The organism is Candidatus Pelagibacter sp. PS_40 (assembly GCF_059417765.1).
Window position 1 is genome coordinate 471,015 of sequence record NZ_CM182064.1, and the last position, 15,128, is coordinate 486,142.

A 15,128-nucleotide genomic window follows, 5' to 3' on the forward strand; every position below is an offset into this window, starting at 1 on the left:
CTATGTTTAGATTTTTTATTCAATTAATTTTACTCTCTATTTTTTTGACATTTTCGTCATACTCAAAAAATTATGAAAAAATCATTATTAATGGTAACGAGAGGATTTCAAATGAAACAATATTAGTTTTTTCAGAAATTCAAGATAACATACCTTTAAACGAAAATTCCATAAATGAAATTTTAAAAAAATTATATAAATCTGGTTTTTTTAAAGATGTTACAGTTAAAATTGAAAATAATAATCTAACTATAGATGTATTGGAAAATCCAATAATTCAAACAGTTTTAATAGAGGGAATTAAAAGAAAAAAAACTAAAGAATCTTTGTATGAAATTTTATCTTTAAAAAATAGGTCATCTTATAACTCAACTTTAATTAAAAAAGATGAAGCAGCTATATTAAGTTTTCTTAAAGATGATGGTTATTACTTTTCTAAAGTCACATCCTCCTATCAAGATTTAGGGGATAATAAAATTGATCTCCTTTACCAAATTGAACTTGGTGAAAAATCTAAAATTTCAAAAATTTCATTCATTGGGGATAAAAAATTTAAAGACAGTACATTAAAGAATATAATTATTAGTGAGGAATATAAATTTTGGAAGTTTCTTTCTGGCAAGAAATACTTGAATGAAAATTTAATTAATTATGATAAAAGATTGTTAGATAATTTTTATAAGAATAAAGGTTTTTTTAACGTTGTTATTGAGTCGTCATTTGCTAACTATCTTGGCAATGATGAGTTTGAAATAATTTATAATATTTCATCTGGTAATAAATTTTATTTTAATGAATTCAATCTTAATCTTCCATTAGATTATGATCGTGCTAATTTTCAACAATTAGATAATATTTTTAAAAAGCTTAAAGGAGAAAGTTATTCTCTCAATTCTATTGATAATATTTTAAAAGAAATTGATAAAATTGTTTTAAATGAACAATTTGAGTTTTTAAATTCTACAGTTAATGAAAGTATAAAAGACAATTTAATCAATCTTACATTTGATATAGAAGAGTCAGAAAAATTCTATGTTGATAAAATTAACATACTGGGAAATAATGTTACACGTGAAGAAGTAATTCGAAATAACCTTCTAGTTGATGAGGGGGATGCTTTTAATGAGTTACTTCAAACCAGAACATTAAATAATTTAAGAGGACTTAATTTTTTTAGTAAAGTTGAGTCTGAAATTCTAAATATTGATAATGAAAATAAAAAAATAATTAATATTACAGTCGAAGAAAAACCTACAGGTGAAATTATGGCTGGAGCTGGTGTTGGTACCAATGGTGGAACTGTTTCTTTTGGTGTTTCAGAAAATAATTTTCTTGGTAGAGGTATAGAGTTTGCATCTAATATTTCAGTTAGCGATGAAAGTCTTAAAGGAATTATTTCAATGAATAACCCTAACTATAAGGGCTCTAACAGATCATTAAGCACCTCATTGGAAAGCACGATCACAGATAGACTTAAAAATTTTGGTTATAAGTCAAATAAAACTGGATTTTCTGTTGGAAGTGGTTTCGAGTTTTATGATGACCTTTATTGGAATACAGGTGTTTCTTCGTATGTTGAGAAACTAGAAACCGATAACACAGCTTCTGCTAGTATGAAAAAACAAGAAGGATCATATTTTGATACTTTTTTTAATCAAACTGTTAGTTATGATAAGAGAGACCAAAGATACAAAACTTCAGATGGTTATATTAGTAGGTTTTCGCAAAATATTCCTTTAATAAGTGAAAGTTATACTTTAACTAATACATATGATTATAAAATCTACAATGAATGGCTAGATGAAAATGTTTTTTCGATTGGTTTTTTTGGTAAAACTGCAAATTCTTTAGCTGGTAAAGATATTAAACTTTCTGATAGATTGTTTTTACCGTCAAGCAAACTAAGAGGGTTTGAGTCAGGAAAAGTTGGTCCAAAAGATGGTGCGGATTTTATTGGTGGAAATTATGCAACCTCAATAAATATAGCAACAAGTCTATCTCAAATATTACCAAATTCACAGAATACTAATTTTTCTATTTTTTTTGATGCAGCAAATGTCTGGGGTATAGATTATAGTTCATCATTAAGTGATGAAAGTAAAATTAGATCATCAATAGGAATTGCTTTAGATTACCTCACGCCAATTGGTCCTCTAAGTTTTTCTTTATCTGAACCTATTACCAAAGGTAAAAATGATATAACTGAATCTTTCAGGTTTAATTTGGGTACGACTTTTTAATGAAAAAACTACTCTCATTATTTTTAGTTTTTTTTTTGTTTTATACTAACTCAGTTTATTCTGAACAAAAAATAGCATTCATAGATATGGATAAAGTTATTTCAACATCTAATGCAGGCTCTTCAATTTTAAAACAATTAACAGATCTTAATAAAAAAAATTTGAAATTTTTAAATGAGGAAGAAAAAAAATTCAAAGAAAAAGAAACAAAGTTGATTTCTCAAAAAAATATTATATCTGAAAATGATTTTAAAAATAAGGTTAATGAACTGAAATCTGAGATTAATAACTACAATCAAAATAGAAATAAAATGTTATCTGATTTTAATAAATTAAAAATAGATAATACCAACAATCTTTTAAAATTGATTAATCCGATTTTAGTTAAATTTTCAAATGACAAAGAAATAGCTATTATTTTACAAAAAAAGGATTTAGTTGTTGCTAAAACACAACTAGACATTACAGACGAAGTTATTAAAATTGTTAATTCCGAAGTTAAAGAATTTAAAATTAATGAGTAAATAAAATGCTAGATAAAAAACAAATTGCTAATTTGCTACCTCATAGGGAGCCAATGTTACTAATTGATGAGTTGCACGATATTGAAAAACTATCTTCTGCCACAGCTATTGTTTATGTTAAAAAAGATAGCTTTTTCGTTCAAGGTCATTTCCCTGATAACCCTGTTATGCCAGGCGTTTTAATTGTAGAAGCATTCGGTCAGGCTGCTGCAGCATTAACGGCTCATGGTTTAGATAAAGAAACATATGATAATAAGTTAGTTTTTTTAATGGGTATAGAAAAAGCAAGATTTAGAAATCCTGTAATACCTGATTGTAAACTAGAATTAAAAATTCAAGCGATCAGAACTCATGGTAGGGTTTGGAAATATAAAGGTGATGCCTTTGTTGATGGAAAAAAAATGGCTGATGCTCAATGGTCAGCTACTATTGTTGATAAGAAATAATCAGCAACAAATCTTGATAACACAGCTTAATTAGCTTTGGTAAAAAGGATTTGTGATTAATCCTTTTTTTAAAAATAATGGTCCCCTTAATATATCTGATATTTTACAATTAATAAACCTTGATGACCTTAATATTGATAATGATCAAGAAATTAATGATATTAAAGATCTACTTACATCAAAAAAAAATGACATTACTTTTTTTCATTCTAAAAAATATAAAAATTTTGCAAAAAATACCAAAGCCTCTTTTTGTTTAACAACTGAGATTTTAAAAGACGAATTACCAAAGAGCTGCACACCATTAATTGTTGAGAATGTTTTGGTTTCAACTTCTAAAGTTACATCAAAGTTTTATCCTACTTCAATTAATGATAACTTTGATTATACAGCTAGAAATATAACTGAAACAAAATTTAAAGATAAAGTAAAATGTGGAAATAATGTTTTAATTGGTGACAATGTTACCCTTGGATCTAATTGTTTAATTGGACATAATACTATTATTGAACAGAATGTTTCAATTGGTGATAATTGCTCAATAGGATCAAATGTTATTATAAGAAACACATTAATTGATAATAACGTTACAGTTTTAGATAATTGCGTTATTGGTAAACATGGGTTTGGTTTTTTTCCTGTTACTAAAAAAAATTTAAGATATCCACATATTGGAATTGTAATAATTGGTGAAAATTCTGAAATTGGTTGTGGTTGCACTATTGATAGAGGTTCTATGTCTAATACTGTTATTGGAAAAAATTCATTTTTAGATAATCAAATTCATATTGCTCATAATGTTAAAATTGGAGACAATTCAATTATAGCAGGTCAAGTAGGAATTGCTGGTAGCTCCATCATTGGCAACAACGTTCGAATTGGTGGACAAGCTGGGATTTCTGGTCATTTAACTATTGGCAATAATGTTGAAATAGCAGGTGGTAGTGGAGTGATAAAAAACATCAAGGATAATTCAAAAGTAATGGGATATCCTGCAAAAAATATTAGAGATTTTTTAAAAGAAAGTAAATGATACATAAAACAGCAATTATTGATCCAAAAGCTAAAATTAGTGCCAATGTTAGTATTGGAGCTTACGCTTTAATAGGTCCCAATGTTGAAATAGGAGAAAATTCCATAATACAATCACATGTAAGTATTGTTGGACATACCAAAATTGGAACTAATAATAAGATCTATTCATTTGCATCAATTGGAAATGATCCTCAAGATTTAAAATTTGCAGGTGAAGAAACGAAGCTTGAAATTGGTGACAACAATAAAATTAGAGAATATGTAACCATTAACCCCGGAACTGCTGGCGGTGGTGGAATAACTAAAGTAGGAAATAACTGTTTATTTATGGTTTCTTCACATATAGCACATGATTGTTTAGTCGAAGATAACGTTATTCTAGCTAACAACGTTCCTTTAGGAGGACATGCTCATATAGAAAGTAATGTCATAATAGGAGGTAATTCAGCTGTACAGCAGTTTACTAGAGTTGGAAGGTCAGCAATGATAGGAGGAATGTGTGGTGTTGTAAGAGACGTCATACCCTACGGAATTGCTCATGGTAATCGAAGTGTATTACAAGGATTAAATTTAATAGGTTTAAGAAGAAAGAATATTCCAAATAAAAAAATTTTAAATTTAAGTGATGCCTATAAAGAAATTTTTAAGGATGAGAATTTAACTCAAAATTTAATCAAACTAGATCAAGATTTTAAAAAGAACGAGCTTGTATTAGAGGTAGTGAATTTTTTAGAGAAAGATAAAAAAAGACCTATTTGTACACCATTTTCAAAATAAAATGATTGGACTATTTTTAGGAGATACAGATTTTTCAGAAGCTGTTCTTAAAAATATAAAAAAATTAAATAAAAGATATTTTATTATTGATTTTTCAAAAAATAATAAATTTAAAAACGATATAAACTCTAATCGAATAAGCATTGGTAAGTTTGGTAAAATAATAGATTTAATTAAAGAAAAAAAATCAAAAAAAGTTTTATTTGCAGGTAAAATTGCAAAACCAAAATTTTCAACATTAAGATTGGACCTTAAAGGTATTTATTATATGCCCAGTATCTTAAAAGCAGCAAAATTAGGTGATGCAGCAATTATTAAAGCTATAATAAAAATTTTAGATAATGAAAAAATAGAAGTTCTTAGTTCTGTCTTTTTTAACCCTGAACTAACGGTTAAAAGAGGAAATTATACTAAATTGAAAGCTAATAAGAGTGACATTAACTCTATTAAAAAAGGAATTGCTTACTTTAATAAACTAAAAAGTCTAGACCACGTTCAAGCAATCATTGTTAAAAATAATACTATTCTAGCTATTGAAGACCAGCAGGGAACAAAGAAAATGTTATCAAAATTAAAGAAAAAATCTGAGGGAATATTAATTAAGCTACCTAAAAAAAAACAGGATTTAAGAATGGATTTACCAACTATTGGCCTTCAAACTCTAAAGGATTGTAAAAAATATGGACTAAAAGGAATAGTGTTAAGATCTAAAAAAAATATATTTTTAGATAAAACTAAATGTATAGCATTTGCTAATAAAAATAAGATTTTTGTTAAGATTATATGAAAAAAATTTTTATTTTAACGGGCGAACCCTCTGGTGATAAATTAGCCTCAACAGTTATTTCTAAACTCAAAATTAATAATCCAAATATTGAATATTTGTCAGTAGGTGGAACACATATTAAAAAATTAGGAATTAAATCTATATTTGATCTCAAAGAGATTACATATCTTGGTTTTACTAGTGTGCTGTTTAATATCTTCAAAATTAGAAAAAAAATTAACAAAACTGTTGAGGAAATTATAAAATTTAATCCTGATATCTTATTTAGTGTTGATAGTCCTGATTTCACATTAAGAGTTGCTGAAAAAGTAAAGAATATCAATCACAACATAAAGATAATTCATTATGTTGCTCCTCAGGTATGGGTTTGGAGAAAAAATAGAGTTAAAAAAATTAAAAAATTTATTGATCACATACTTTTATTATTTAATTTTGAAAAAAAATATTTTGATGAAGAAAATATTAAAAATACTTTTGTTGGGCATCCCTTAATTGAAAAAAAAGACAATATAATCACATCATTAGATAATTTAATTTCTAAAGATAAAAAAATTATATCCTTATTCCCAGGTAGTAGAAAATCAGAAACAAGTGTTCTTTTACCAATTTTATTAAATTTTATTAAATTGATGAACAAAAAAAAACTTGATCATTTATTTGTTTTTCATGCAACAGACGAAAATAAAGAATTTATAATCAATAAAGTAAAAAAAACTAATTTAGATAATATAGATATAATTTCAGATGAAGATATTAAAGATCAGGTTTTATCTAATTCAATCTTTGCAGTCTCTAAATCAGGTACAATTTCACTTCAAATTTCTAGTGCAAATATTCCTTCAATAATTATTTATAAATTAGGTTTTATAAATTTTATGATATTTAAATTATTAGTTAATGTTAGATTCGCAAACATCATTAATATTATTAATGACAAGGAGGTGATACCTGAATTATTACAAAAAGAATGTAATGCTGAAGAGATATATAAAACTGTTACATATTTTCTTAAAAACCCAGAGTTAATTGAAAAACAATTAGTTGATTGTAAAAAAACTTTAGAGGGAATTAAGTCAAAATCTTCTTCATCAAGTGAAGCAGCTTTAATCTTAAATAATTATCTTGTTTCCTAATCTTCGTTCCACTTCTTCATTCCCCAAAGAAATAATTATATCATACAGGCCAGGACCAAATTTTGATCCTGTTAAAGCAATTCTTAGGGGCTGACCTACACCTTTAAAATTAGTTTCATATTTTTTTATTAAATCGTTAACTATGGGTTCAAGTGTTTCTTTATTTAATGTATTTATTGAAATTAGTTTTTCCTTAAACTCTTTTATGATACTTTTTGCTTTATCATCAATTAATTCTAAATCTTTATCTTCAAATTTCACATCATCAAAAATTATATATTTAGCATTATTAAATATATCTTCTAATGTTTTTGCTTTATTCTTAAGAAAGATTAATGAAGGTTTAATTTTTGTTTCTTTTTCAGGTTTAATTTTTTCTTTATAAATTTCACAATATTTTACAAGATGATCGTAAAGTTCATTTTCATTAATAGTTTTTATATAATGTTCATTCAATGATAATATTCTGCTCATATCTAGTTTTGATGGAGACTTACCAATTCCTTCTAAATTAAAGAGTTCAATGCTTTCTTTTAGTGTAAATATTTCTTTATCCTGATAAGACCAGCCTAATCTTAACAAGTAATTTCTTAAAGCATCAGGCATTATTCCTATTTTAGAGTAATCGTCCAATGTTGATGCATTGTCTCTTTTTGATAGTTTTTTTCCTTCAATAGTATGGATTAATGGAATATGTGCAAAATTAGGAAGATCCCAACTCATTGCTAAATATATTTGTATTTGTTTAAATGTATTAATTTTATGATCATCACCTCTAATTATATGTGTCATTTTCATTTGATGATCATCCACAGTAGCTGAAAGGTTGTATGTCGGCGTTCCATCATTTCTTAATATTATAAAATCCTCTATTGTAGTATTCTCAATTTCAACATCTCCTTGCACCAAATCTTTTAGTACTGAAGTTCCTTCAATTTTACTTTTAAATCTAATTACTGGTTTGATAATTGTAGGTGCATTAGTCTCTTGAAGATCTCTACATTTTCTATTGTAAACATAAGGAAGTTTTTTTTGTCTTGCTCGTTTTTTTTGCTCTTCTATTTCATCACTTGAACAATAACATTTATAAGCATGTCCATTTTTAAGCAGTTCATTAGCTACATTTACATGATCATTAATTTTAGTTGATTGAATGTATTCATCACCATCATGATCAATGCCAATCCATTTTAAAGACTTGATAATTTGAATTTTGTGTTCATCTTTAGATCTTTCCTTGTCTGTATCTTCAATTCTTAAATGAAAGGTCCCGTTTTTATTTTTAGAATATAGCCAATTGAATAAGGCAGTTCTTACACCACCAATATGAAGAGCTCCAGTAGGAGAGGGAGCAAATCTTGTTGCTACTTTTGACATCAATGATTTTTAGACTATTTTCTTAGAAGTTTCTATATAAAGATACAAGAACACCTTGAACTTTTACTCTATCTGGACCAAATATTTTGGTTTCATAGTTTCTATTAGCACTTTCAAGCGCTACAGTTTTTCCTTTTCTTCTAATTCTTTTCAACATTGCCTCGTGTTCATCTATTAAAGCTACTACAATTTTACCATTATCAGCAGTGTCAGATCTTTTTATGATAACAGTATCACCTTCATTAATACCAGCTTCAATCATTGAATCACCCTGAACTTTTAGACCAAAATATTGACCATTTTTTTCAAGATTGTTTGGCAGAGGTATACGAGAAACTTCATTTTGTATTGCCTCCACAGGTGTTCCTGCTGCTATACTACCTAATACAGGTATTTCCATTTCATTTAAGTTAGTATTTTCTGTATCTAGACCACCCTTGATAACACTAGGTGAAAAGCTATTGTAAATATCATTAGCAGAAGCTGTTTCAGGAAGTTTTATAACTTCTAAAGCTCTAGCTTTATGAGCCAACCTTCTAATAAAACCTCTTTCTTCTAAGGCACTTATTAATCTGTGTATTCCTGACTTAGACTTTAAATTTAAAGAGTCTTTCATTTCTTCGTATGAAGGAGATACACCTGAGGCTCTCAACTTTTTGTTGATGAATAAAAGCAGGTTTTTTTGTTTTTTAGTTAGCATAAGAACAAATAAAGTACAAAATCTGTTCTACAAGTGTTCTTTTAATTCTGCAATAGCTAAAAAATGTTTAAAATAAGGGCTTATTTTACTAAAGAACAGAAAAAATAGAATTTTTATTTAAATTTTTTAAAAGTGATTCACCAATTAAAAAAGTTTTTATTTCTGTTTTGTTCTCTAAAGAAAGAAGTTCTTCCTTTGTTTTAATGCCGCTTTCAGAAATTAAAGGGGAGGAGTGATTACTTAAGACGTTATAGATATCATAAGTTGTATTAAGATCTGTTTTTAAAGTTTTAAGATTTCTATTATTTATTCCAATTAATGCTTCTTTAAAGTTAAGAGCTTTTTCGGCTTCTCCAATTGTATGGACCTCAACAATTATTGACATATTAAGTCTCATTGCTTCTTCATATAATTCATTAGCAAGGTCGTCAGAGACACCAGCTAATATAATTAATATTGCATCCGCACCATAACTTTTTGCAAGAGGTACTTGAAATTTATCAATAAAAAAATCTTTACATAAAACAGGTAAATTTATTTTTTCTTTCACTTTACTAATGTCACTTAGGCTGCCCAAAAAGAAATCTTCTTCAGTAAGAATTGATAAACATGTTGCTTTATTGTTATTGTAGATTTTTGCTATTTCTATAGGGTTATAATCATCAATTATAATACCAGCAGATGGGCTTGCCTTTTTTATTTCTGCAATTAGAGAGATTTTATTATTATCAATGTTGTTTTGAATTTTATCTTTAAAGTTAATAAATGATTTATTTTGATCTATTTGTTCATTTAAAAAATTTAATGAAATTGATTTTTTTAATAAATCAACTTTTTCAATTTTTTTTTTAATAATTTCCTCTAGTACATCTTTAGACATTTTGAATTTCCTTTAAGTCATTGTATGTTTTTCCTGACAATATATGTGTTCTTGCTTCGTTATAAGCTTCAATAAAAATTGTATATTTTTCTGAAACGATAAGACCTGCTGCAGCATTTAAACAAACAGCCTTTGAAAAATCATTATCCTCACCTTTGAATATATCTAACATTTTATTTGCGTTAAATTTTGCATCATCACCAAGTAAATCTTCAAATTTATTTGCACCTATATTTAGTTTTATAGGATCAATTAATATTTCAGAAATTTTACCATCTTTTAATTGAACAACATTAGTTTTTGAATAGGGTGATATTTCATCTAATCCATCTTCACTATTTACAATCCAGGCAAATTTAATATCTAAATTATTCAAAGCATTAGCAAAAATTTTTAATAGTTTTTTATCAAAAACACCAATTACTTGCCTGTTAACTAGTGCAGGACTACTTAAGGGACCAATCATATTAAAAATTGTTCTTTTTCCTATTTTTTTTCGAGTAGGACCAACAAATCTCATTGCACTGTGATAGTTAGGTGCAAACATAAAACCAAAGTTATTTTTTTCAATTTGTTCCTCAATATCTTTAGGCTCTAAATCTATCTTTATATTTAAAGCTTCCAAAACATCTCCTGAACCACATTTAGAGGAAACAGCTTTATTGCCATGTTTTGCAACTTTTATCCCCATACTAGATAGAAGTAGTGCTGAAGCGGTTGAAATATTAAGTGTGTTCATACCGTCTCCACCCGTTCCACATGTATCAATACAGTCATTAACGTTAACTCTTTTAGATTTATCTCTTAAAACAAAAACCCCTCCAGCAATTTCATCTGAGCTCTCACCTTTAGATGAAAGTAGAGTTAAAAAATCAAATATCTCATCATCTGATGCTTTACCATCCATTAGTATTTCAAAAGCATTTTTGCTTTCATTGAACGATAAGTCTTGTTTATCTTTTAATTTATCTATGAAAACTTTCATTTACTTTTGTAATTAATAAAATTTTTTAATATTTTAATTCCAATGGTAGTTTTTATACTTTCAGGGTGAAATTGAACACCGTGAATATTATATTTTTTATGCATTATGCCCATGATAATTCCATCTTCAGTTTCTGCAGTAATTTCAAGATGATCAGATAACGTTTTTTTATCAACTATAAGACTGTGATACCTTGTAGCTTCAAATTTAGAGGGAAGATTTTTAAGTATACCTATTTTTTTTGATTTTATAAAACTAGTTTTCCCATGCATTAACTTTTTTGCTTGAATAATTTTTGAACCGAAAACTTGGCCAATAATTTGATGACCTAAACATACTCCAAGAATTGGTATTTTTCTATAAAGTGCTTTTACTATTTTAATACAATTTCCTGATTGATTTGGATTACCTGGTCCTGGTGATATAATAATTTTGTCATATTTAATTTTTAGTATTTGTGTATGGGTGATTTTATCATTTCTAACCACATCAACTTTAACGCCTAGTGATGATACATAGTGATATAAGTTAAATGTAAAACTATCATAGTTATCTATTAATAAAATTTTCATTATTTTAATGCATTCATTAAAGCTTTGGCTTTATTAACAGTTTCTTCGTATTCTTTAATTGGATTACTGTCAGCTACTATTCCTGCACCAGCTTGGACATAAAATTTTTTATTTTTTACAACAGCAGTTCTTAATGCAATGCATGTGTCAAACTCACCATTCGCAGAAAAATAACCTATACCCCCAGCATATACTTTTCTTTTAGTGGTTTCTAGCTCATCAATAATTTCCATAGCTCTAATTTTAGGTGCACCAGAAACAGTCCCTGCAGGAAATCCAGCAAGTAGTGATTTAAATTTTGAAATTTTATTATTATAAGCACCCATCACATTGGAAACTATATGCATTACATGAGAGTATTTCTCGATCATAAAACTATCTGTAACTTTAACAGTTCCTATTTTAGAAACTTTACCAGCATCATTTCTGCCCAAGTCAAGTAGCATCAAATGTTCAGAAAGTTCTTTTTTATCTTTAAGCAAATCTTTTGCAAAAAAGTTATCCTCTTTTAAATCTTTACCCCTAGGTCTAGTTCCAGCAATTGGTCTAACAGTAATCTTGTTATCTCTTAGTCTTACTAAAATTTCTGGACTAGCGCCTATAATTTGAAAATCATCAAAATTAAAAAAATACATAAATGGAGATGGGTTAGTAATTCTAAGTTTTTTATAAATTTCTAATGGTCTTTTAGACAATTTAGCTTCAAACCTTTGACTTAAGACGACTTGAAAAATATCTCCAATTTTTATGTATTTTTTAGCTTTGTTTACCATCTTTAAAAACTTATTTTTGGTTGTATTAGATTTAATTTTTATATTTTTGACAATGGCTTTATTAAAATCTTTTTTTTGGAGAGAAGCTTGAATTAATAATTCATTTATTTGTTTTTCAATTTCAAGGTATTTATTCTTATAGTTTGTAATTTTTTCATCCTTAAAGATATTAACAATATAAAAAATCTTTTTTTTCAAGTTATCGTGGACAACTAACACCCTTGGTCTTAAAAGCCTTACATCAGGTAGTTTTAAATCATCTCTACATTTGTTTGGAATTTTTTCTATGTATCTAATTGAATCATAAGAAAAATAACCAGAAATTAATGAACTAATAGGAGGAAGCCCTGATGGTATCTTAAATTTAAATTCTTCAATTATCTTTTCTATAATTTTTTCAGGTTTTCCTTTAATTCTTTTTTTAGTTTTGTTTGTAACTAAATATGAATTATTATTATTGAACTCCCAAATTTTATCAGGGTTTTTACCAAAAATAGTGTATCTACCTCTTATTTCCCCCTTTTCTACGGATTCAAAAACAAAACTATTTTTTTCTATAAGAAAATTATCTATTAGATTTAGGATTTCGTCATCATTTCTTATTTTCCTAGTGGTGTAGAGGATTTGATTTTTGTTTCTTTTATGTTGAAACTTAAAATCATTAAAGTTTCTGTTTAACATTATTTAAAATAATTTTTAACTCGCTCAAGTGTTTTTTCATTCACAACAACTTGGTATCTGTTATTTAAAAATAAATCATATGATTTTAAAATATTATTTTTACTTTGAGCTCCCTCTTCAGAAGATATTTTTCCAAAATTAGCAGAATTTTTGTTAATGTTTTTTTCTTCGTATTTTATAGTCTTTGCAATAAACACATCATTTTCATTGTTTGCAATTAATGTAAAAGAATTAATAGGAAGAGAATAGAGTATTTGAATTGAGTTTGTCTCAAATTTTTTAGTATCATTTATAGAATCTAGCTTAATTTCTTTTATATTGTTTTTACCAAACTCATCAAATGACACTTGATTGAATGTTTTTTTATTAATTTTTTCTAAAATATTTTTATTAAATTCTAACTTTTCTTTTTGAAATAGAAGATTTGTAATTTGTTCTTTAATTATAGGATTTTCAAGATCTGGCAATTTAGAGATTGAATTATTTATATTGTAAAAAATATAAGCACCATTATTTTCAAGAATTTCAATTTTATCTTCTCTTGAATTATAGATCATATTTTCTATTATTTTTTTATTATCAAGATTTATGTATGAGTTAACTTCGGTAGGGGAAATATTCAAATTTTTAACTATAGTTTTAAAGTCAATATTTTTTGATATTTGGTTTTCTATATCGTCAATTTTATCAAAAAATGCTTGATTAAAATCATCAATACCTAGTAAGTTTTTTGGGCTAATTTCAACAAAAGAGAAATCAATATAATCTTGTTTTAATTTTTCTGCATTTTCTTCAACGAAAAACTTAATATCGTTATCTGTAAACATTTCCTTTTTTTTATAAAAGGTACTTAGATCGATATATTCGATATCTAATTTTTTGTTATTTTCTTTATAAAATTTATTAATTAAAAATTCTGGTGATTTTGTTCCACCACTTATGTAGGTAAATAATTGTTTTTGAAGTTCATTATTTTTCAAGCGTATTTCAAACATGGCTGCAGAAGAATTATTTGTTAATAAAAATTTTTCATATAATGTTCTTTGAAATAATCCATTTTCATCATGGAAATTTTTATTATTTTTAATTTTTCTAATCAATACGTCTTCTGTGATTGAAAGATTAAGTTCTTCTATTTCAAGATCAAGAAGAGTCGTGGATACTAATGTAGATAAAAGTTCTTCTATAATATTTTTATCGATATTTTCTTTAATTACCTGTTGGCTTAATCCCGTTTCATTTAAATAATCCATAAAATCTTGTGTAGAAATATTAGTATTATTTATCTTAGCTATGTTGTTTTGATTGCCAGTGCTAAATCCTCCACCAAAACCACCAAAACCAAAAGCTACTATAATTACAAAAATTAGTAGTAGACCACCAATTTTCTTTTTAGAAAAATTTTTAAAAGGATTTATCATTACTTCATTAATTTATTGATCTTTAAAATACCAAGCTATAGATTAAATTTTTCATTATGACAAATAAATATATGTATTTTGTAGCTAATTGGAAAATGTATGGGAATTTATCTTCTTTAAATACATTGGATAAAGTTATTAGATTTTCAAAATCTAAAGAAATAAAGGGAGGTAGATTAATTTACTGCCCCCCAAATACTTTAATAAGTTCTTTTGCTAAAAAATTTAATAATTGTCAAATTGGTATTGGTGGACAAAATTGTCATGAAAGCAAAGATTATGGTGCTCACACTGGCCATGTTAATTCCCGTATGTTAAAAAACATTGGTGCGCATTTTGTAATTATTGGTCATTCTGAAAATAGAAAACAAGGTGAGAGTGATAAACTAATTAATCTAAAAATAAAAAGTGCTCTCGAAGCTAAATTAAAAGTTATTTTTTGTATTGGTGAAACTTTAAGTGAAAAAAGAAAAAAAAAGACACGTTCAATTTTATCTAAACAAATTAAAATTGGTCTAAAAAATATTAAAAATAAATCTAATATTTTTATTGCTTATGAGCCTGTTTGGGCTATTGGCAGTGGCATTATACCAAAATCATATGATCTTTTTAAAACTATAGAATTTATTAAAAGTAAATTTAGAGATAAATTGCCAAAAGTTTTATATGGAGGTTCAGTCAACCCTGAAAATATTACAAACTTAAAAAAAATTAATAATATTGATGGTTTTTTGATTGGTGGTGCATCTCAAAGTGCTAAAAAATTTATTGATATAGTCAAAAAAACGTATAGTTAA

At 26.5% G+C, this 15,128-nt stretch carries 15 protein-coding genes; 8 read left to right on the forward strand and 7 right to left on the reverse strand.

The features are described from left to right. Nucleotides 1-2 precede the first annotated feature (2 nt). From bamA to lpxB, 7 genes are read left to right on the forward strand one after another with little or no spacing between them, the layout of a single operon-like run. Entirely contained in the window at nt 3-2,240 is a 2,238-nt protein-coding gene (gene bamA / locus AC5SLW_RS02535) for an outer membrane protein assembly factor BamA (RefSeq protein WP_494575639.1), read from the forward strand. Then, nucleotides 2,240-2,764: an OmpH family outer membrane protein gene (locus AC5SLW_RS02540; protein ID WP_494575641.1), complete on the forward strand. Its 525-nt coding sequence runs from the start codon at nt 2,240-2,242 to the stop codon at nt 2,762-2,764. The genes bamA and AC5SLW_RS02540 overlap by 1 nt, the downstream gene beginning before the upstream one ends. A gap of 5 nt (nt 2,765-2,769) precedes the next feature. Further along, entirely contained in the window at nt 2,770-3,210 is a 441-nt protein-coding gene (gene fabZ / locus AC5SLW_RS02545; RefSeq protein WP_018414078.1) for a 3-hydroxyacyl-ACP dehydratase FabZ, read from the forward strand. Between the two features lie 52 nt (nt 3,211-3,262). Then, nucleotides 3,263-4,243 carry a UDP-3-O-(3-hydroxymyristoyl)glucosamine N-acyltransferase gene (gene lpxD / locus AC5SLW_RS02550; RefSeq protein WP_494575643.1) on the forward strand — a complete coding sequence of 327 codons (981 nt, stop codon included), beginning with the start codon at nt 3,263-3,265 and terminating at the stop codon, nt 4,241-4,243. Next, nucleotides 4,240-5,022 (forward strand): acyl-ACP--UDP-N-acetylglucosamine O-acyltransferase, encoded by a 783-nt coding sequence (lpxA, locus tag AC5SLW_RS02555; protein WP_011282036.1) that lies wholly within the window; start codon nt 4,240-4,242, stop codon nt 5,020-5,022. Before lpxD ends, lpxA begins: the two co-directional genes overlap by 4 nt. 1 nt (nt 5,023) lies before the next feature. Further along, entirely contained in the window at nt 5,024-5,809 is a 786-nt protein-coding gene (gene lpxI, locus AC5SLW_RS02560) for a UDP-2,3-diacylglucosamine diphosphatase LpxI domain-containing protein (RefSeq protein ID WP_494575645.1), read from the forward strand. Beyond that, nucleotides 5,806-6,942 carry a lipid-A-disaccharide synthase gene (lpxB, locus tag AC5SLW_RS02565; protein WP_494575647.1) on the forward strand — a complete coding sequence of 379 codons (1,137 nt, stop codon included), beginning with the start codon at nt 5,806-5,808 and terminating at the stop codon, nt 6,940-6,942. Before lpxI ends, lpxB begins: the two co-directional genes overlap by 4 nt. On the opposite strand, the gene gltX is transcribed toward lpxB, so the two are convergent. The 7 genes from gltX to AC5SLW_RS02600 form a co-directional block, all read right to left on the reverse strand. Beyond that, entirely contained in the window at nt 6,919-8,319 is a 1,401-nt protein-coding gene (gene gltX, locus AC5SLW_RS02570) for a glutamate--tRNA ligase (protein WP_494575649.1), read from the reverse strand. The genes lpxB and gltX overlap by 24 nt on opposite strands. A gap of 22 nt (nt 8,320-8,341) precedes the next feature. After that, a complete protein-coding gene (lexA, locus tag AC5SLW_RS02575; protein WP_020169370.1) occupies nt 8,342-9,019 on the reverse strand; it encodes a transcriptional repressor LexA in 678 nt (225 codons plus the stop codon). A gap of 88 nt (nt 9,020-9,107) precedes the next feature. After that, nucleotides 9,108-9,899, reverse strand: coding sequence for an indole-3-glycerol phosphate synthase TrpC (locus AC5SLW_RS02580; protein WP_006996999.1), 792 nt, complete (start codon nt 9,897-9,899; stop codon nt 9,108-9,110). Next, nucleotides 9,892-10,884, reverse strand: a complete 993-nt coding sequence (gene trpD, locus AC5SLW_RS02585; RefSeq protein ID WP_027306563.1) for an anthranilate phosphoribosyltransferase — start codon at nt 10,882-10,884, stop codon at nt 9,892-9,894. The genes AC5SLW_RS02580 and trpD overlap by 8 nt, the downstream gene beginning before the upstream one ends. After that, a complete protein-coding gene (locus AC5SLW_RS02590) occupies nt 10,881-11,456 on the reverse strand; it encodes an aminodeoxychorismate/anthranilate synthase component II (RefSeq protein WP_018414084.1) in 576 nt (191 codons plus the stop codon). Before AC5SLW_RS02590 ends, trpD begins: the two co-directional genes overlap by 4 nt. After that, a complete protein-coding gene (gene trpE / locus AC5SLW_RS02595; protein WP_494575652.1) occupies nt 11,456-12,910 on the reverse strand; it encodes an anthranilate synthase component I in 1,455 nt (484 codons plus the stop codon). The genes AC5SLW_RS02590 and trpE overlap by 1 nt, the downstream gene beginning before the upstream one ends. Then, nucleotides 12,910-14,331 carry a SurA N-terminal domain-containing protein gene (locus AC5SLW_RS02600; RefSeq protein WP_494575654.1) on the reverse strand — a complete coding sequence of 474 codons (1,422 nt, stop codon included), beginning with the start codon at nt 14,329-14,331 and terminating at the stop codon, nt 12,910-12,912. The genes trpE and AC5SLW_RS02600 overlap by 1 nt, the downstream gene beginning before the upstream one ends. A gap of 56 nt (nt 14,332-14,387) precedes the next feature. On the opposite strand from AC5SLW_RS02600, the gene AC5SLW_RS02605 reads away from it, so the two are divergent. Next, a complete protein-coding gene (locus tag AC5SLW_RS02605) occupies nt 14,388-15,128 on the forward strand; it encodes a triose-phosphate isomerase (protein ID WP_006996994.1) in 741 nt (246 codons plus the stop codon).

What these genes read in the sequence shown, in the direction of transcription:
- bamA (WP_494575639.1), top strand. Translation starts at nt 3, where the DNA reads ATGTTTAGATTTTTTATTCAATTAATTTTACTCTCTATTTTTTTGACA.
- AC5SLW_RS02540 (WP_494575641.1), top strand. Translation starts at nt 2,240, where the DNA reads ATGAAAAAACTACTCTCATTATTTTTAGTTTTTTTTTTGTTTTATACT.
- fabZ (WP_018414078.1), top strand. Translation starts at nt 2,770, where the DNA reads ATGCTAGATAAAAAACAAATTGCTAATTTGCTACCTCATAGGGAGCCA.
- lpxA (WP_011282036.1), top strand. Translation starts at nt 4,240, where the DNA reads ATGATACATAAAACAGCAATTATTGATCCAAAAGCTAAAATTAGTGCC.
- lpxI (WP_494575645.1), top strand. Translation starts at nt 5,024, where the DNA reads ATGATTGGACTATTTTTAGGAGATACAGATTTTTCAGAAGCTGTTCTT.
- lpxB (WP_494575647.1), top strand. Translation starts at nt 5,806, where the DNA reads ATGAAAAAAATTTTTATTTTAACGGGCGAACCCTCTGGTGATAAATTA.
- gltX (WP_494575649.1), bottom strand. Translation starts at nt 8,319, where the DNA reads ATGTCAAAAGTAGCAACAAGATTTGCTCCCTCTCCTACTGGAGCTCTT.
- lexA (WP_020169370.1), bottom strand. Translation starts at nt 9,019, where the DNA reads ATGCTAACTAAAAAACAAAAAAACCTGCTTTTATTCATCAACAAAAAG.
- AC5SLW_RS02580 (WP_006996999.1), bottom strand. Translation starts at nt 9,899, where the DNA reads ATGTCTAAAGATGTACTAGAGGAAATTATTAAAAAAAAAATTGAAAAA.
- trpD (WP_027306563.1), bottom strand. Translation starts at nt 10,884, where the DNA reads ATGAAAGTTTTCATAGATAAATTAAAAGATAAACAAGACTTATCGTTC.
- AC5SLW_RS02590 (WP_018414084.1), bottom strand. Translation starts at nt 11,456, where the DNA reads ATGAAAATTTTATTAATAGATAACTATGATAGTTTTACATTTAACTTA.
- trpE (WP_494575652.1), bottom strand. Translation starts at nt 12,910, where the DNA reads ATGTTAAACAGAAACTTTAATGATTTTAAGTTTCAACATAAAAGAAAC.
- AC5SLW_RS02600 (WP_494575654.1), bottom strand. Translation starts at nt 14,331, where the DNA reads ATGATAAATCCTTTTAAAAATTTTTCTAAAAAGAAAATTGGTGGTCTA.
- AC5SLW_RS02605 (WP_006996994.1), top strand. Translation starts at nt 14,388, where the DNA reads ATGACAAATAAATATATGTATTTTGTAGCTAATTGGAAAATGTATGGG.